Raw genomic sequence first — 16,473 nt, forward strand, 5'->3', positions numbered from 1 at the left:
CGGTTTCTGGACTATAGTGCGCGGACCTGTTGGGGAATCAGGGCTTCACACCTATGTTGCTTCGTTTTCGTACGGTCGTCGCCGCGGCGATGCTGACCGTGGCTGCCTATGCTACCGCCGTGGAAGTGAATGGCGGGCACCCGGACACCTATGTGGTCCGAAAAGGGGATACGTTGTGGGATATCGCCGCACGTTTCCTGCAGAAGCCGTGGCTGTGGCCGGAGATCTGGCAGGCCAATCCGCAGATCGCCAATCCGCACCTGATCTATCCCGGTGACGTGCTCAGCCTGGCCTATCTGGACCGGGTGACCGTGGCAGCCCAGCCCGGCCCGCGCCAGGAGGCTCCGATCGACGCCATTCCGCTGGCCCAGGTCGAGCCGTTCCTGAAGCAGCTGAGCGTGGTCGACAGCATCGAGCAGCTGCCCCAGGTGGTCAGCCTGGAAGACAGCCGCCTGCGCGTTTCCGGCGGCGATACCGCCTACGTGCGGCTGGCTGACGCCCAGCTGGGCCAGCGCTGGGCCGTGGTCCGCCCGACGGTACGCTATGCACAGCCCAAGCCGACCGAGGACCTGTCTGCCAATGGCGACGTCACCCCGGGCAGCGGCAACCTGTGGAAAGCCTACAGCGCACCGAACGCGCGTCGCGGCGTGCTCGGCTACGAGCTGGCCCAGCTTGCCACCGGCACCATCACCCGGGTTGCCGACGGCAAGGTCGAGGCCTCCACCCTGGTGCTGGACAAGAACGTGGGCGGCCGCGAAGTGCGTGTCGGCGACCGACTGGTCCCGATCGAGGCGAAACCGTACGACCTGCAGTTCGTGCCGCATGTACCGGCTGCGGGTGTCGAAGGCGTCGATGTGCGCGTGCTGGCTGTCACCGACATGTTCACCGCCGGGGGCCCGCGCGACGTGATCGCGATTTCGGCCGGTCGTGCCCAGGGCGTGGACAACGGCACGGTGTTCTCGCTGTGGCGGCCGGGCCGCCATGTGGCGCACCGCATGAAGTACCCGACCTCGTCACGCATGGACGACTCGCTCAGCAGCGGCGCCGGCCGGGTCTCGCTGCCAGACGAATATGCTGCGCACGCGATGGTGTTCCGTACCTTCGACAACGTCAGCTACGCGCTGGTGATGCAGGGTGTGAAGCCGGTGCGCGTGGGTTACAACGCCCTGCACCCGGACGCGAAGTAACCAGTCCCGGGTTGCCCGGCCACTGCAGGTAGTGCCGGCCGCTGGCCGGCAGACACCTCCGGCAAAGTCTGACAGCCACATGCGAAGGCGCCCTAGGGCGCCTTTGTTGTATGCACTCGATAGTGGGGGGATGACCAACCAAGCTGACGAGGCGCTGCTGCGCCTGTTGATGGCAGGCGGCGCGCTGGCGCCACGGCGGGCCCTGCTGCAGGCCGCAGGCAGCGCGGAGATTGCGATCGCGCAGGGCGCCGCGAACTGGCGCGCGCACGGCTGCACGCCGGAACAGTGCGCGGCACTGGAGCGCCCCGATACGCGGACCTGGGCGACGGGCCTGCGCTGGCTGCAGGGCGACAGCCAGCATCTGCTGGCCTTCAGCGATCCGGCCTTTCCTCCGTCCCTGCTGGACGTCCCCAACCCGCCGCTGGCACTGTTCGTGGCCGGCGACCCCAGCCTGGCCTGGCGCCCGTCGGTGGCGCTGGTCGGCAGCCGCTCGCCGACACCGGGCGGACGCGCGCTGGCAGCCCGGTTTGCCGGCTGCTTCGTCGAAGCCGGGCTGGCGGTGACCAGCGGGCTGGCCGCGGGTATCGACGCCGCCGCCCACCTGGCCGCGCTGGAGGCCGGCGGTTGCACCGTGGCAGTGATCGGCACCGGCCCCGACCGGGCCTACCCGGACAGCCATGCCCGGCTGCAGGCGCGGATCGCCGCCGAAGGCGCGGTGCTCAGCGAGTACCTGCCAGGCACACCGGCTCGTCCAGGTCACTTCCCTGCGCGCAACCGGCTGGTGGCCGGGCTGGCGCTGGCCACGGTGGTGGTCGAAGCAGCGCAACGCTCCGGCGCACTGATCACGGCCCGCCTGGCCGCCGAGGCCGGACGCGAGGTCTGCGCCCTGCCCGGCTCGGTGCTCAACCCACGCGCGGCGGGTTGCCACCGCCTCATCCGTGAAGGTGCCGCGCTGGTCGAGCGCCCCGAGGAAGTGCTGGAGCTGCTGGCCCCGGCCCTGCGCCAACAGCTGCCGGGCTTGCAATCGCGGCTGGCCACCCCCACTGAACAGGCACCGCCGGCGCTCCTGCCGGCGCGCTGGGCCGACGACCCTGACTACCAGTGCTTGTGGCGGGCCCTGGACCACAACCCAAGCGGTATGGATTCACTGATCACGCGCTGTGGATTGACGGCGTCACAGGTGTCCTCCATGCTGCTGGCCATGGAACTGGCGGGAATCGTGGTGTGCGTACACGGCCGCTACTGTCGAACTCCCTAGTTTCTTCACCTCCACAGCGTCGCGCGACGCAGGCCGAGGGGCAATGAAAGAGAGCATCCTGGACGTACTGCTGTACCTGTTTGAACACTATTTCAGCGAAGATGCGGACCTGATCCGTGACCGCGATTCGCTGCAGAACGGCCTGATCCAGGCCGGTTTCAGCCCAACCGAGATCAACAAGGCGTTCGACTGGCTCGACGCCCTGGCCGCGCAGCGGCCGAGCGTGGCCCAGGCGAGGGTCGATGGCCCCGTGCGCGTCTATCACGGTCCCGAGCTGGACAAGCTGGACGTGGAATGCCGTGGTTTCCTGCTGTACCTGGAACAGCACGGCATCCTCGACGCCGACCAGCGCGAGCTGGTGCTGGACCGGGCCATGGCCCTGGACCAGGACGAACTGGACCTGGATGACCTGAAATGGGTCGTGCTGATGGTGCTGTTCAACCAGCCCGGTTCCGAAGCGGCCTATGCCTGGATGGAAACGCAGATGTTCATGGACGAGCCAGAACCCCTGCACTGACCGTACACTTGGGGGCATAGCGCATTCAGGAGCGTCCCCGTGAGCGAGTGGTTCCACGCAGAAGGCAACCGGCAGCAAGGCCCGCTGCCGGCGGAACAGTTGGTCGAGTTGTTCCGCAACAACCAGATCTCCCTGGACACCCTGGTCTGGCGCGACGGGCTGCCGCAATGGCAGCCGTTGCGCACGGTCGTCGACGAACTCGGCCTGATCGTACCGGCACTGGATGTCGCTGCGGCCGCCGCCGAACCCGAGCCGGAAGCGGAGGCGACAGCGCCACCTCCGCCGCAGCCGCCCGTGCTGCCGCCGTCCACACCCTATGCCACCAGCACGGCGACGACGGCCCTGCCGCCTCCGAAAAAGAAACTCTCCGGCTGCGCGCTCACCGCCATCATCGGCGGCGGCCTGCTGCTGGTCCTTGTGCCGATCATTGCGATCCTTGCCGCGATCGCCCTGCCGGCCTACAACGACTACACCCTGCGTGCCAAGGTCGCTGGCGCGGTGACCGTGCTGCAACCGCTGAAGGACCAGGTCCAGCATTTCGCCGATGACGAAGGTCGTTGCCCGGGCGCCAACGACGCCGGCTTCCCGGCACCTGGCGACTTCGCCCATGCCGGCCTGTCGGCGGTGAACATCGGCCGCTTCAACAACGGCCATTGCGGTATCGAAGCCACCCTGGCCGTGCCCGGCAAGAGCATCGACGGCGACCTGCTGTGGCTGGAATACGACCGCGACAGCGGCCGCTGGGAATGCACCGGCGAAAGCGACGACAAGTACCTGCCGCCGTCGTGCCGCGGTTGAGCCGCACGCACGCCAGCCCCTCCAAGGACGACCCAACAGGGAACATGCAATGACTGAGTGGTATTACGCCGAAGGACAGCAACGCCAGGGCCCTCTGCCGGTCCAGGAGATCCGCCAGCGCTTCCAGCGCGGCCAACTGAACCTGGACACTCTGGTCTGGCATGAGGGCATGGCACAGTGGGCCGCGCTGCGCCAGGTGGTCGACGAGCTCGGACTGCAGACGCTGGCCGATGCCAGCACTGCCACCGGCAGTGGCGGTTTCGACCTGCGCGGCGACTATGCCGCCATCGACAACGGCACCGCGCCGCTGCCCGGCACCGGCGCCATCAGCAGCTCGCCGTACAACGCGCCGGCCGCCGCCGGTACCGCCGGCCATGTACAGCCAGTGATGGGCGGCGAAGTGATCTACGCCGGTTTCTGGAAGCGCGTAGCGGCCTACATGATCGACTACTTCGTGCTGGTCATCCCGGGCAGCATCATCGGTGCCATCCTCGGCGTGGTCCTCGGCGCCAGCATGGGTGCGGTCGGCAGTGGCGAATCGTCCATCGAAATCGTCGCGCAGCTGGCCAGTGCGTTGATCAACCTCGGCATCGGCATGGCCTACTACACCTGGTTCCATGCCTCGCGGGGCGGTGCCACGCTGGGCAAGATGGCGGTCGGCATCAAGGTCGTGCGCGGCAACGGCGAGCGCCTGACCAAGGCCCGCGCCTTCGGTCGCTACTGGGCCATGCTGCTGAGCAGCTTCACCCTCGGCATCGGCTTCCTGATGGCAGCGTTCACCGAGCGCAAGCAGGGCCTGCACGACATGATCTGCGACACCCTGGTGGTCGACCGCTGGGCCTATACCGACCAGCCGCAGCTGCAGCGTCGGGAACTGGGCACGGTCACCATCCTGGTCCTGGTCCTGACCGCCCTGCTGTCGCTGGCGGGCCTGGTCCTGCTGGTGGCCGCGGTCGGCTTCATCGCCAAGATGGCCTCATGAACGACCATCCTCACGCCTCGCTGCTTGACATGGGCTGGCCGGGCGTGATTCCTCTAATAAGGTGAAACCTGAACGCCCGGCACACTACCGGGCGTTCAGTTTATGGATTTGCCCGTGGCCGCTTCACTAATGCGGCCGTTTGCTCCACCCTAGCGGCCCCTTCCCCCGGTCCGCCCACAGACCTTTCCCGACATGCCCAAGCACCTGCTCATCGTCGAATCGCCGGCCAAGGCCAAGACGATCAACAAATACCTCGGCAAGGACTACACCGTCCTGGCCTCGTATGGGCATGTGCGTGACCTGATTCCGAAGGAAGGCGCAGTCGACCCGGACAACGGGTTCGCCATGCACTACGACGTGATCGACAAGAACGAGAAGCATGTCGATGCGATCGCCAAGGCCGCAAAGAGCGCCGACGACATCCTGCTGGCGACCGACCCGGATCGCGAGGGTGAGGCGATCAGCTGGCACATCGCCGAGATCCTGAAGGAACGCGGGCTGGTCAAGGACAAGCCGATGCAGCGCGTGGTCTTCACCGAGATCACCCCGCGCGCCATCAAGGAAGCGATCAGCCAGCCGCGCGCCATCGCCAGCGACCTGGTCGATGCCCAGCAGGCGCGCCGCGCGCTGGACTACCTGGTCGGTTTCAACCTGTCCCCGGTGCTGTGGCGCAAGGTACAGCGCGGATTGTCCGCCGGCCGCGTGCAGAGCCCGGCGCTGCGCATGATCGTCGAGCGCGAGGAGGAGATCGAAGCCTTCATCGCCCGCGAGTACTGGTCGATCGCCGCCGAGTGCGCGCATCCCTCGCAGCACTTCAACGCCAAGCTGATCAAGCTGGACGGGCAGAAGTTCGAGCAGTTCACCGTCACCGATGGCGACACCGCCGAGGCGGCCCGCCTGCGCATCCAGCAGGCCGCGCAGGGTGCGCTGCACGTCACCGACGTGGCCAGCAAGGAGCGCAAGCGTCGCCCGGCACCGCCGTTCACCACCTCCACGCTGCAGCAGGAAGCCTCGCGCAAGCTCGGCTTCACCACCCGCAAGACCATGCAGGTGGCGCAGAAGCTGTACGAAGGCGTGGCCATCGGCGACGAAGGCACCGTCGGCCTGATCTCGTACATGCGTACCGACTCGGTGAACCTGTCGCAGGATGCACTGGCCGAGATCCGCGACGTGATCGCCCGTGACTATGGCATCGCCTCGCTGCCGGACCAGCCCAACACCTACCAGACCAAGTCGAAGAACGCCCAGGAAGCGCACGAAGCGGTGCGCCCGACCTCGGCACTGCGCACCCCTGCGCAGGTCTCGCGCTACCTGACCGATGACGAGCGCAAGCTGTACGAACTGATCTGGAAGCGTGCAGTGGCCTGCCAGATGATCCCGGCCACGCTCAACACCGTCAGCGTCGATCTGTCGGCCGGTAGCGACCACGTGTTCCGCGCCAGCGGCACCACCGTGGTGGTGCCCGGCTTCCTGGCCGTGTACGAAGAAGGCAAGGACAACAAGAGCGCCGAGGACGAGGACGAAGGCCGCAAGTTGCCGGCGATGAAGCCCGGCGACCGCATTCCGCTCGAACGCATCGTCGCCGACCAGCATTTCACCCAGCCGCCGCCGCGCTTCACCGAAGCAGCGCTGGTGAAGGCGCTGGAAGAGTACGGCATCGGCCGTCCTTCCACCTACGCCTCGATCATCCAGACCCTGCTGTTCCGCAAGTACGTGGAAATGGAAGGCCGCAGCTTCCGCCCGTCCGATGTCGGCCGCGCGGTGTCCAAGTTCCTGTCCAGCCACTTCACCCGGTACGTGGACTACGATTTCACCGCCAAGCTTGAGGACGAGCTCGACGCCGTCTCGCGCGGCGAGGAAGAGTGGATCCCGCTGATGTCGCGCTTCTGGGAACCGTTCAAGGAACTGGTCGAAGACAAGAAGGAATCGGTCGATCGCGCCGAGGCCAGCGGTGCCCGCGAACTGGGCACCGACCCGAAGACCGGCAAGCCGGTCAGCGTGCGCCTGGGCCGTTTCGGACCGTACGCGGCCATCGGCAGCACCGCCGAGGACGCCGAGGAGAAGCCCAAGTTCGCCTCGCTTCGTCCGGGCCAGTCGATGCACACCATCACCCTGGAAGACGCGCTGGAGCTGTTCCTGATGCCGCGTGCCCTGGGTGAGGACAAGGGCGAAGACGTCAGCGTCGGCATCGGTCGTTTCGGCCCGTTCGCCAAGCGCGGCAGCACCTATGCCTCGCTGAAGAAGGAAGATGACCCGTACACCATCGACCTGGCCCGCGCCGTGTTCCTGATCGAAGAGAAGGAAGAGATCGCGCGCAACCGGATCATCAAGGAGTTCGAGGGCAGCGACATCCAGGTGCTGAACGGCCGCTTCGGCCCGTACATCAGCGACGGCAGGATGAACGGCAAGATCCCCAAGGATCGCGAACCGGCGTCGCTGACCCTGGCCGAAGTACAGCAGCTGATGGAAGAAACCGGCAAGCCGGTGCGCAAGGGCTTCGGCAAGAAGGCCGCGGCCAAGAAGGCACCTGCGAAGAAGGCGGCGGTGAAGAAGGAGGCGGCACCGAAGAAGGCCGCCGCCAAGAAGGCCCCTGCCAAGAAAACGGTGAAGAAGGCTGCCGCGAAGAAGGCGCCAGCCAAGAAGGCCGTCAAGAAGGCCGCGAAGTAGATCCACGCCCTGCGTGGATGAGGGATAGTGCCGGCCGCTGGCCGGCAACCCCCAGAAGCATCAGATGCCGGCCAGCGGCCGGCACTACCAGGGTGCCTGGTTCCACCCCATCTGCACGCAGCGGGGGGATAATGTAGGCCCACGCCGGGCCGGTCGCCGCCATGAAAGAACTCACCCTGGACTCCGCTGTCGCCTCGCTCCGCGCAGGCGGCGTGATTGCCTATCCGACCGAAGCGGTCTGGGGCCTGGGCTGCGATCCCTCGCACGAAGCCGCCGTGCACATGGTGCTGCGGCTGAAGCAGCGCCCGATCGAGAAAGGCATGATCCTGGTCGCCGCCGAGCTGGCGCAGCTGGAAGGCTGGGTGCGCCTGCAGGCATTGCCCGATGCCCGCCAGCGCGCGGTGCTGGCCAGCTGGCCCGGCGCCAACACCTGGATCCTGCCTGCCGGCCCACGCGCCCAACCGTGGATTACCGGCGAGCACAGCGGCATTGCCGTGCGCATCAGTGCCCACCCGCTGGTGGCCGCGCTATGCCGCGCCTGGGGTGGCCCGCTGGTGTCCACCAGCGCCAACCTGGCCGGCGAACCACCGGCACGCAGCCGCGAGGAACTCGACCCACGCCTGTTGCGCCTGCTCGACGGCATCCTCGATGGCGAGACCGGCGGCCTGGCCCAGCCGACGCCGATCCGCGACGCGCTCAGCGGCAACGTGCTGCGCTCCTGAGCCGGCGATTGCACAGCCACCGACAATCGCGCACCCTGCCGCCATGAACCTGCTGCGTGCCACCTTGGGCCTGAGCCTGCTGCTGCCTTGGACGGCACCGGCCGCCGAGGACGTGCGCGTATACCGCTGCGTGGCCAGCAACGGTGCCGTGGCGCTGCAGGACACGCCCTGCAACAGCGGCCGCCAGGAAGTGCGCGACCTGCAGCGTCCGCGCGATCCTGCGCCGCGTGTGGTGCGCAGTGACGCCACGCCATTGCCGCCCAGCGAAACCCCGGTCATCCGCGAGCGCGAAGTACGCCACGTCTACATCCAGCCGCCGCAGCCGATGTACGAGTGCGTGGCCGAGGATGGCCGGCGCTATACCAGCGACAACAACGACGGCAATCCGCGCTGGGTCCCGTTGTGGACCAGTGTCTGGCTGCCGCATGGGCATCGTGGCCCGGCCTATCCCGGACCGCGCCCGGCCTTCGGTACACCGGTCGGGACCCCCATCGGTGAAGGCGCGGGTTATCGTCCGCCCTCGGTGGGCATGGGGGTACAGGTTCCGGCCGGCAGCGTCCTGGTGCGCGACAGCTGCCATGCGCTGCCACCGCAGGAAGTCTGCGCGCGCCTGCGTGACCGCCGCTGGGAACTGGACCACCGCTACAACAGCGCGCTGCAGAGCGAGCGTACGGCCATCAGCAACGAACAGCGCGGCATCGACGCACGCGTGTCGCGCGACTGCCAGCGCTGAGCGCCAACCACCTTCGCAGCCTGTACGCTGTGTGCATGAAAAGAGTGATCTGGCTGGCCCTGGTGCTGCTGCCCGGCAGCGCACTGGCCGAAGAGGGCGTGATCTACCGTTGCACTTCCGGCAGCAGTGACGTCCCTACCCTGCAACGCACCCCCTGCCCCGCCGGCAGCAAACAGCAGGTGCTGCGCGTGCCCGATCCGTCCAGCACGCAACCGGCGACGGTTGCAGCGTCCCCTGCACCTGCACCGGCCCTCATCGAAGCGCCCACGCTCGCAGCGTCCGACCCCATCGCGGCGCCTGAGGCCACAGCAGCCCCGCGGCGCGCCGACGAAGGGCGCACGATCATGGAAGCGGGCATGGTCGAACGCGAAGGCGGCGACCTGATTCTCGACAGCGCCACCTTGCGCCGCGATGCCGATGCCCAGGCCGCCAAGGACGCGTCATCCAAACCACCACCGCCATCGATCTTCCAGTGCAACGACAACCAGGGGAGTGGCTACCTGCATGAATATGAGGCTTCACCCGGGCGTTGCGAACTGTTGACGGTGCAGGGTCTTGGCGGGGTCACGCCGGAGAATGCAGCCAGCTGCGAAGTGGTACGCGACCGCTGCGAGGAACTGCCTGAAGCGCAGCGTTGCGGTGGCTGGCAGCAGCGCTTCCGCGATGCGCGAGGCCGCGAGCGTTTCGCCGCACCGGAGAACCGCGACGGTGCACGCAGCGAGCGCGAGCGGCTGCAGGGCGTGCTGGAGGCCAGCAACTGTCCTGTGCCGGGGTGACGGCCACCCGGTAGTGCCGGGCGCTGGCCGGCAACCACAGGATCTTCAGATGATTGCATTTGCCGGCCAGCGGCCGGCACTACCACCTCATGATCAGAACCCGTAGCGCAGGAAACCACCATCCACCGCGATGCACTCGCCGGTGACATAGCTGGCGGCCGGCAGGCACAGGAAGCCCACGGCCGCAGCCACTTCCTCCGGCTCCCCGATGCGGCGCATCGGCGTACGGTTGATCACTTCCTCGTAGTAATCCGGGTCCGACAGCGGGCCGGACGTACGCCGCGTGCGGATGTACCAGGGCGCCACCGCATTGACCCGGATGCCATCCTCGGCCCACTCGACGGCCAGGTTGCGGGTCATCTGGTGCATCGCCGCCTTGCTCATGCCGTAGACCACGCCGCTGCGCACATGGGTCAGGCCGGACACGCTGCCGACGTTGACGATGGATGACGAGGCATGGCGTGCCAGCAGCGGGTGCGCGTAGCGCGACAGTTCAAATGCCGAGAACAGGTTGGTCTCGAAGATGTTGCGCCACTCGTCCTCGGAATACTCGGTGGCCGCTTTGCTGACGTTGCCGCCGGCGTTGTTGACCAGGATGTGCAAGCCATCGCTGTGGTCTTCCACCCAGTCCAGGATCTGCCGGCGGTCCTCGTCATCGGAAACATCCGCGGCCAGCGCGTGCACCTGCATCTGTGGATACACGTCCAGCAGCTCGTCGCGCGCGGTCTCCAGCATGTCGATATCGCGCCCGACGATCATCAGGTCGGCACCGAAGCCAGCCAGTTCATGCGCGATCGCAAGGCCGATTCCGGCGCTGGCGCCGGTGATCAGGGCGGTCTGGCCGTCCAGGCGCCACCGTTGCTGGGTCATGTGTCCTCCGGGGCCGCGCCCGCTGTGTTTCGATGCGGCAAGGATACGCGCTCACGGCAGCTCCCTGCCCGGAATGCGACACTGCACGCACGCCCACTGCGGAGAGCCGCCATGCGCATCCTGATCGTGTCCACGTCCCTGCTGGCCGCCGTGCTGCTGGCGGCGTGCCAACGGCCGCCGACGCCCAACCCGGAGAAGCCACCGGCTCCGCAGGCAATGACCCGTGCGATGCATGAGCCGCTGGACCGCGCCAAGAGCGCGCAGAAGGCCGTGGAGGATGCTGCAGCACGCGAGCAGAAGGCCGAGGCCGACGCGACGCAATGACCTGTGGGGTCAGAGCCCTTTGCGGAGCAAAGGGATCCGACCCCATGAACGAGAACGCCCGGCCGGGGCCGGGCGTACTCAGTCGATCCACGCCATGCGTGGATGGACTTCCGATCAGAACCCGCAGAAGCAGTACGCCAGTGCCTTCACCGGCGCGCCGTTGCCCTTGTCGCGGGCCGCGTTCTCGACGAAGCGCAGCTGCGTATCCACTTCCGGCATCGCACGCGCCAGCATCATCCGCGCCATGCCCGAGTCGGACAGCATCCAGGCACCGGCACGGCTGCCAGCGAAGCCGCTGACGAACTGCGCGAACGGCGTTGCCGCCTTCTCGATGTAACGTACGCGATAGGCATCGGCCTTGCCCAGCTTGGCACGGCTGGCGGCATCGGCCACCGCATCCTTCAGGCCACCGAAGGCGTCGACCAGGCCACGTTCCTTGGCCTGCGCACCGCTCCACACGCGGCCACGGGCCACTTCGTCGACCGCCTCGACCGGCTTCTTGCGGGCGTCAGCAACGCGACCGGTGAAGTCGGCGTAACCCTTGTTGATCACCGACTGGATGACCTGGCCCACCGCCGGGTCCATCGGGCGGGTGACGTCGAAGGCACCGGCGAAGCGGGTCGTGCCGACGCCGTCGGTGTGCACGCCGATCTTGTCCAGCGCGCGGCTGAAGTTCGGCACCATGCCGAAGATGCCGATCGAACCGGTGATGGTCGACGGATCGGCGTAGATGCGGTCGGCATTCATGCTGATCCAGTAACCACCGGAGGCGGCCAGGTCGCCCATCGACACCACCACCGGCTTGCCGGCAGCCTGCAGGGCCACCACTTCGCGACGGATCTGCTCGGAGGCGAACACCTCACCACCCGGCGAATTGACGCGCAGCACCACGGACTTCACGTTCTCATCGTCACGCGCGGCACGCAGCAGTGCCGAGGTCGACTCGCCACCGATGCGGCCGGCCGGCAGGTCGCCACCGCTGATCTCGCCGGCGGCCACCACCACCGCCACCTGCGGACGCGAGTCCACCGGGTTGCGGCGCGCATCGAGCTGGCCCAGGTAGCTGCCGAAGTCGACGTTGCGGAAACCACCGTCGGCATCGTCGTCAGCCACGCCGCGCTCGATCATCAGATCCTCGAACTCCTCGCGGGTCTTCAGCGACGTCACCAGCTTCTGCTGCAGGGCGAACTTGGCCAGGTCGCCACCGGCGGCGGAGATGCCTTCCGGCAGCGTGTCGATGCCGGCGGCCAGCTGTGCCGGATCCAGGCGGCGGGCCTTGGCGATGTCGCCCAGGTAGCGCTGCCACACGTCGTTCATCCAGAACAGATCGGCTTCCTTGGATGCCGGCGAAGCGGCGTCGAGCACGTACGGCTCGGCGGCGGACTTGTACTCGCCCACCTTGAACAGGTGCACGTCCACGCCCAGCTTGTCCTGCAGGCCGGTGCGGAAGTACTGGCGGTAGCGGCCCAGGCCCTCGAGCACCACCGACCCCATCGGGTCCAGGTAGACCTCATCGGCCTGCGCGGCCAGCAGGTACTGCGCCTGGCCCATGCTCTCGCTGTAAGCCACCAGCTGCTTGCCGGATGCACGCAGGTCCTGCAGCGCAGCGGCCACTTCACGCAGCGACGCGAAGCCCGACGGCTGCAGCTTGTCCAGCTCCAGCACCACGCGCTCGATCTTCTTGTCTTCCTTGGCCGACTCGATCACCCGCAGCAGGTCACGCAGCTGGATCTCTTCGGCACCGTTGTCGCCCACCGCTTTGGCCAGTGCGCGGCTGACCGGGTCAGCGCTGAACTGCTCGACCAGGCGGCCTTCCGGCGCGATCACCAGGGTGGTGCGGTCCTGCAGCGATTTGCTGGCACCGGCACCCATGCCGGCGGCGATGACGAACATCACCAGCAGCAGGAACAGCAGGCCGAAGAACACCAGGTTGAGGATCAACCGGCGGGTGAAATTCATGACGTCCCACAGCCCGATGAAGAAACTGGCGACGGGGTTGCGACGCGCCGGGGGCAGCGGGGGCACGGGTTGATTCATGGAACGCTCCGGAAGGCTTCTTGCCGTACTGCCAGCATAGCCGGTGCCGCGTGATGCGGCATCGGACACAAGTCAGGGGATCGCCCGCCACGGGTCGCCGGGGCGGGCGGGACGGATCAGGACAGGCTGGACTGCCCGATGCGCAGGCTGCTGCGGCGCAGGCGCCAGCCCATCAGGATGGCGGCGGCGGTGAGGCCGACGATCAGGCCGATCCACATGCCCTGCGGGCCCATGCCCAGGCCCAGGCCGAGCCCGGCGCCGAGCGGCATGCCCAGGCCCCAGTACGCGAACATGGCGATGAACATCGGCACGCGGGTGTCCTTCAGGCCGCGCAACGCGCCCGCCGACAGCACCTGGATGCCATCCGGGAACTGGAAGGTGGCCGCGTACAGCAGCAGGGTCGAGGCCAGCCCGGCCACTGCCAGGTCGTTGGTGTAGACACCGACGATGGCGTCATGGCCGAACAGCAGCACCGCCGCCGACAGGGTCTGCGTGCCCATGATGATCGCGTAGCCGGCCCAGGCCGCACGGCGCACGCCGAAGCCATCGCCACGGCCGACCGCATGGCCGACGCGCACGGTGGTGGCCTCGGCCACGCCCATCGGGATCATGAAGCACAGCTGGGCGACGTTGATCGCGATCTGGTGCGCGGCCGCTTCATTGGCACCGAGGCGGCCGATCAGCAGCGCGGTAACGATGAACAGGCCGCCCTCCATCAGCACGGTGATGCCGATCGGCAGGCCGGTGCGCAGCAGGTCCCAGATCGCCGGCCAGCGCGGGCCTTCGAAGTGCGAGAACAGCTGCAGATGGGCGAAGCGCTTGGTGAACCACAGGTAGGTGGCGAAGGCGATCGCCTGCAGCCACATCATCACCGCCGAGGCGATGCCGAGGCCTTCGGCACCCATTTCCGGGAAGCCGAGCTTGCCGTTGGCCAGCACGTAACCCATTGGTGCCAGCACCAGCAGGCCGCCGAAGCCGATCAGCATGGTCGGCAGGGTCCAGTGCATGCCCTCGCTGAGGTAGCGCATGCAGAAGTACAGGGTCAGTGCCGGGCCACCCCAGCGCACCGCATGCAGGAACGCGGTCGCCCCCGGCACGATGTCCGGCGCGATGCCGAACGCAGGCAGCAACGGCGGCACTACGGTGAGGAAGGTGAACATGATCAGGCCCAGGCCCAGCGCCAACCACAGCGCCTGGCGGAACAGCGGGCCGATCTCGCGTTCACGGCCAGCGCCATGCAGCTGCGACACCGAGGCGGTGAGCGAGATCAGGGTACCGATCGGGATCAACATCGGCAGCCACAAGAGCGCCGTGCCGATGGTCACCGCGGCCAGGGTCGCTGTGGCGTGGTGGCCGGCAATGACGTTGTCGACGAAGGAGATCAGACCGGTGGAGACATGCCCGAGCACAAGCGGCAGGGCGAGCAGACCGGTGGCGCCGACTTCCTTGCTGAAGCGCGGCGTGGAGGTTGCAGTAGACATAAGGTGCTTGACGCGAACTGCGGTTGCGCGCGAAGGGCACAGGCACCGGGTTGCGGCCGGTCATCTTACGCGCGCAGCGCGCGCATTCCCATGACATGGCGTGAATGCTGGGTTTCAGCAGCCCCCGGCATCACGCGTTGCGATCGCGTTACGAACAGAAAAAGGGGACGGAGGGAATTAAGTCGTTTCAAGCCCGACTGTGCCGAATACGACTTAATCCCCTCCGTCCCTTTTCTTTCTACTGCCCGGCCTGGCGCTTGAGCCAGCTGTCGCGCTCGGCGGCGGGCACGGCGAGGAAGGCGCTGCGCACCGCGTCGCGTTCCTGCGGCGGCGTGCGCTGCGCGACCAGGGTCAGCTGGGCCAGCTGCGCCGGGCTGAGCTGGCGCAGCACGGCCAGCGCGGCCTCGCGCTGTTCCGGCGGCACGAAGCCAAACAGACCATGCAGCTTGGGGAATTCCAGGCCCAGCTGCGGGCCCAGCCGCCAGCCTTCGCGGAATGCCTGGTCCTGCGCCTGGAACTGCTGGCGCAGGCGCTGCTGCTGATCGGCCGGCAGCGCACTGAAACGCGCTGCAGCCTGGCGGATACGCTCACGCTCACCTTCCGGCAACGCCCGCCACGCCTCGTAGTCGGCACGGCGCTGGCGCTGCTGCTGGGCATCCAGGTGGGCAAACGCCGGCGGTGCCGCGGCGGGCGTCGGCGCCACCGTCGGAATCCCGGGCGACGGCGGTGGCAGCGGCACGTTGACGGTCTGCGGCGTGGCCGACAGCGACAGCGGCAGGGCCAGCAGCAGGCTGGCGAACACGGTCTTATTCATCGGCAGCAGCGGTTTCCAGCGTGGCGCTGGCCGGCTCCGGCCGGCTCGGCTTGGATTGCGATTCGTCCACCGGCAGCGGGCCGCCAGCGGCCGTCCACGCATACAGGTCGGCATCGGCCACCAGCGGATAGTCGCGGTCGGCCAGCATCGTGGCGTCGTCGGCAGCCTGGGCCGGGGTCGCATCCGGCGCGGCGTTGACTTTGCTCGGCGGCAACGCCTCCACCGTGACCGGACCGGCATCGCCCACCACGCCTTCCGGCAGCGGTGCATCGCTACCGAGCGCACGGCCCTGCCAATGGCGCCAGCCCAGCGCGGCGGCCAGCAGCACCGCCACGGTCAGCAGCAGGATCAGCGGACCGCGCCAACGCGGCTTGGCGTTCGCACGGCGGCGCTTGCCATTGGTGGCGGCACGCTCATCCCGCTGCGGTGCGCGCCAGCTGGAGGCAGGAGCTTCATTGTTGGTGGCCGGTGCGGCCGGTTGTTGCAGCTGCTGCAGGCGCTTGGCCGGCAGGTCGCGGATGCGCAGCTGTACCTGCTCGGCCAACTGCCGCCAGGCCGAGGCATCGGGCTGGCCGTGGGCATCGCGCGGACAGGCATCGGCCAGCAACTGCTGGTAACCGGCCTCGTCCTGGTCGAGCACGCGCATGGCAATGCCCTCCTCCAGGCTGCCGCCCACCCGCAGCAACAGCGCCAGCCGCGGCAGCGGCCCCATCTCGCCCAGCGCGGCCAACGGTGGCGCCCACTGTCCGCCCAGCGGTTCGCGCAGCGCCTGGCGCTGGCCCAGCAGGGTCCAGAAGCGGGTCGGCCACTGCGCCATCGGCAGGTCGCTGGCGACGGCGGCAAAGGCGCGCATCACCGCCACCAGGGTCTGTTCGGCACGGGCGGCTTCGCCGCACTGCAGTTCAGCCACCACCAGGGCACGGCGTTCGACGCCACGCAGGAACGCCGACAGCGCGCCGGCCGCGGTCGAGGAAACAGGGGCGGGCACAGCCGTCATCGGTCACTCCAAAGGTCTGCCGGCATGATAGCGGCAGGCCATCGACGCCCGGCAGGACTTGCGCCCGCAGGTACTTCGTGCTGCAGGTTGTGCACAGCACCACGGCCCTCGCACGGGAAACTGCGGCATCCAGCTGAATTCACTCTGTTTCAGCAATGTTTCACACTTAAGTTATTGATTTTGATTGATTTTGAAGTGTGGCGATTTTTTGACCAACCCAAGCGTGAGGCCGTCGCCATCGGCCTCCTGCGCGCCCGCCGACCGTTAACGCACAGTCTTATCCACAGAACATGTGGATAAGACTGAATCT

General features: G+C 67.8%; 15 protein-coding genes. 10 read left to right on the forward strand and 5 right to left on the reverse strand.

Annotated features, from left to right (window positions below; translation table 11 throughout):
* The first annotated feature begins 53 nt into the window (after positions 1-53).
* The 9 genes from AC0Z6F_RS16840 to AC0Z6F_RS16880 all read left to right on the forward strand — a co-directional run bounded on the left by AC0Z6F_RS16840 (position 54) and on the right by AC0Z6F_RS16880 (position 9,640).
* Complete coding sequence (locus AC0Z6F_RS16840; RefSeq protein WP_006395834.1) at positions 54-1,187, forward strand: LysM peptidoglycan-binding domain-containing protein; 1,134 nt, start codon at positions 54-56, stop codon at positions 1,185-1,187.
* Between the two features lie 130 nt (positions 1,188-1,317).
* Positions 1,318-2,445: a DNA-processing protein DprA gene (gene dprA, locus AC0Z6F_RS16845; RefSeq protein ID WP_012512222.1), complete on the forward strand. Its 1,128-nt coding sequence runs from the start codon at positions 1,318-1,320 to the stop codon at positions 2,443-2,445.
* 43 nt (positions 2,446-2,488) lie between these two features.
* Positions 2,489-2,962 carry a DUF494 family protein gene (locus tag AC0Z6F_RS16850; protein ID WP_005411195.1) on the forward strand — a complete coding sequence of 158 codons (474 nt, stop codon included), beginning with the start codon at positions 2,489-2,491 and terminating at the stop codon, positions 2,960-2,962.
* A 39-nt stretch (positions 2,963-3,001) separates the two neighbouring features.
* Positions 3,002-3,760 (forward strand): pilin, encoded by a 759-nt coding sequence (locus tag AC0Z6F_RS16855; RefSeq protein WP_100435301.1) that lies wholly within the window; start codon positions 3,002-3,004, stop codon positions 3,758-3,760.
* Positions 3,761-3,809: 49 nt separating this feature from the next.
* Positions 3,810-4,742 (forward strand): RDD family protein, encoded by a 933-nt coding sequence (locus AC0Z6F_RS16860; RefSeq protein ID WP_006395961.1) that lies wholly within the window; start codon positions 3,810-3,812, stop codon positions 4,740-4,742.
* Positions 4,743-4,934: 192 nt separating this feature from the next.
* Positions 4,935-7,409: a DNA topoisomerase I gene (locus AC0Z6F_RS16865; RefSeq protein ID WP_012512224.1), complete on the forward strand. Its 2,475-nt coding sequence runs from the start codon at positions 4,935-4,937 to the stop codon at positions 7,407-7,409.
* A gap of 161 nt (positions 7,410-7,570) precedes the next feature.
* The gene (gene tsaC / locus AC0Z6F_RS16870; RefSeq protein WP_032973219.1) at positions 7,571-8,131 is read left to right on the forward strand and encodes an L-threonylcarbamoyladenylate synthase type 1 TsaC; all 561 of its coding nucleotides are present in this window, start codon (positions 7,571-7,573) and stop codon (positions 8,129-8,131) included.
* Between the two features lie 43 nt (positions 8,132-8,174).
* Positions 8,175-8,864, forward strand: coding sequence for a DUF4124 domain-containing protein (locus AC0Z6F_RS16875; RefSeq protein WP_485617901.1), 690 nt, complete (start codon positions 8,175-8,177; stop codon positions 8,862-8,864).
* A gap of 35 nt (positions 8,865-8,899) precedes the next feature.
* Positions 8,900-9,640 carry a hypothetical protein gene (locus tag AC0Z6F_RS16880; RefSeq protein ID WP_485617903.1) on the forward strand — a complete coding sequence of 247 codons (741 nt, stop codon included), beginning with the start codon at positions 8,900-8,902 and terminating at the stop codon, positions 9,638-9,640.
* A 93-nt stretch (positions 9,641-9,733) separates the two neighbouring features.
* On the opposite strand, the gene AC0Z6F_RS16885 is transcribed toward AC0Z6F_RS16880, so the two are convergent.
* A complete protein-coding gene (locus tag AC0Z6F_RS16885; RefSeq protein WP_006396102.1) occupies positions 9,734-10,510 on the reverse strand; it encodes an SDR family oxidoreductase in 777 nt (258 codons plus the stop codon).
* A 111-nt stretch (positions 10,511-10,621) separates the two neighbouring features.
* Between AC0Z6F_RS16885 and AC0Z6F_RS16890 the strand changes: the two genes are divergently transcribed.
* Positions 10,622-10,834, forward strand: coding sequence for a hypothetical protein (locus AC0Z6F_RS16890; protein WP_012512229.1), 213 nt, complete (start codon positions 10,622-10,624; stop codon positions 10,832-10,834).
* 114 nt (positions 10,835-10,948) lie between these two features.
* Here AC0Z6F_RS16890 and sppA read toward each other — a convergent pair whose 3' ends face one another.
* The 4 genes from sppA to AC0Z6F_RS16910 all read right to left on the reverse strand — a co-directional run bounded on the left by sppA (position 10,949) and on the right by AC0Z6F_RS16910 (position 16,163).
* Positions 10,949-12,871 (reverse strand): signal peptide peptidase SppA, encoded by a 1,923-nt coding sequence (sppA, locus tag AC0Z6F_RS16895; RefSeq protein WP_100435306.1) that lies wholly within the window; start codon positions 12,869-12,871, stop codon positions 10,949-10,951.
* A gap of 116 nt (positions 12,872-12,987) precedes the next feature.
* Complete coding sequence (locus tag AC0Z6F_RS16900; RefSeq protein WP_006396212.1) at positions 12,988-14,352, reverse strand: MATE family efflux transporter; 1,365 nt, start codon at positions 14,350-14,352, stop codon at positions 12,988-12,990.
* A 238-nt stretch (positions 14,353-14,590) separates the two neighbouring features.
* Positions 14,591-15,166 (reverse strand): DUF3106 domain-containing protein, encoded by a 576-nt coding sequence (locus tag AC0Z6F_RS16905; RefSeq protein WP_012512231.1) that lies wholly within the window; start codon positions 15,164-15,166, stop codon positions 14,591-14,593.
* Positions 15,159-16,163, reverse strand: coding sequence for a hypothetical protein (locus AC0Z6F_RS16910; RefSeq protein WP_012512232.1), 1,005 nt, complete (start codon positions 16,161-16,163; stop codon positions 15,159-15,161). Before AC0Z6F_RS16910 ends, AC0Z6F_RS16905 begins: the two co-directional genes overlap by 8 nt.
* Positions 16,164-16,473 lie beyond the last annotated feature (310 nt).

It is taken from the genome of Stenotrophomonas sp. 1L-E-5-B-C3, from assembly GCF_057292075.1.

Coding starts and splice junctions, on each gene's coding strand:
- AC0Z6F_RS16880 (WP_485617903.1), top strand. CDS start 8,900: ATGAAAAGAGTGATCTGGCTGGCCCTGGTGCTGCTGCCCGGCAGCGCA.
- AC0Z6F_RS16840 (WP_006395834.1), top strand. CDS start 54: ATGTTGCTTCGTTTTCGTACGGTCGTCGCCGCGGCGATGCTGACCGTG.
- tsaC (WP_032973219.1), top strand. CDS start 7,571: ATGAAAGAACTCACCCTGGACTCCGCTGTCGCCTCGCTCCGCGCAGGC.
- AC0Z6F_RS16910 (WP_012512232.1), bottom strand. CDS start 16,163: ATGACGGCTGTGCCCGCCCCTGTTTCCTCGACCGCGGCCGGCGCGCTG.
- AC0Z6F_RS16890 (WP_012512229.1), top strand. CDS start 10,622: ATGCGCATCCTGATCGTGTCCACGTCCCTGCTGGCCGCCGTGCTGCTG.
- AC0Z6F_RS16850 (WP_005411195.1), top strand. CDS start 2,489: ATGAAAGAGAGCATCCTGGACGTACTGCTGTACCTGTTTGAACACTAT.
- AC0Z6F_RS16900 (WP_006396212.1), bottom strand. CDS start 14,352: ATGTCTACTGCAACCTCCACGCCGCGCTTCAGCAAGGAAGTCGGCGCC.
- dprA (WP_012512222.1), top strand. CDS start 1,318: ATGACCAACCAAGCTGACGAGGCGCTGCTGCGCCTGTTGATGGCAGGC.
- AC0Z6F_RS16860 (WP_006395961.1), top strand. CDS start 3,810: ATGACTGAGTGGTATTACGCCGAAGGACAGCAACGCCAGGGCCCTCTG.
- sppA (WP_100435306.1), bottom strand. CDS start 12,871: ATGAATCAACCCGTGCCCCCGCTGCCCCCGGCGCGTCGCAACCCCGTC.
- AC0Z6F_RS16875 (WP_485617901.1), top strand. CDS start 8,175: ATGAACCTGCTGCGTGCCACCTTGGGCCTGAGCCTGCTGCTGCCTTGG.
- AC0Z6F_RS16885 (WP_006396102.1), bottom strand. CDS start 10,510: ATGACCCAGCAACGGTGGCGCCTGGACGGCCAGACCGCCCTGATCACC.
- AC0Z6F_RS16905 (WP_012512231.1), bottom strand. CDS start 15,166: ATGAATAAGACCGTGTTCGCCAGCCTGCTGCTGGCCCTGCCGCTGTCG.
- AC0Z6F_RS16865 (WP_012512224.1), top strand. CDS start 4,935: ATGCCCAAGCACCTGCTCATCGTCGAATCGCCGGCCAAGGCCAAGACG.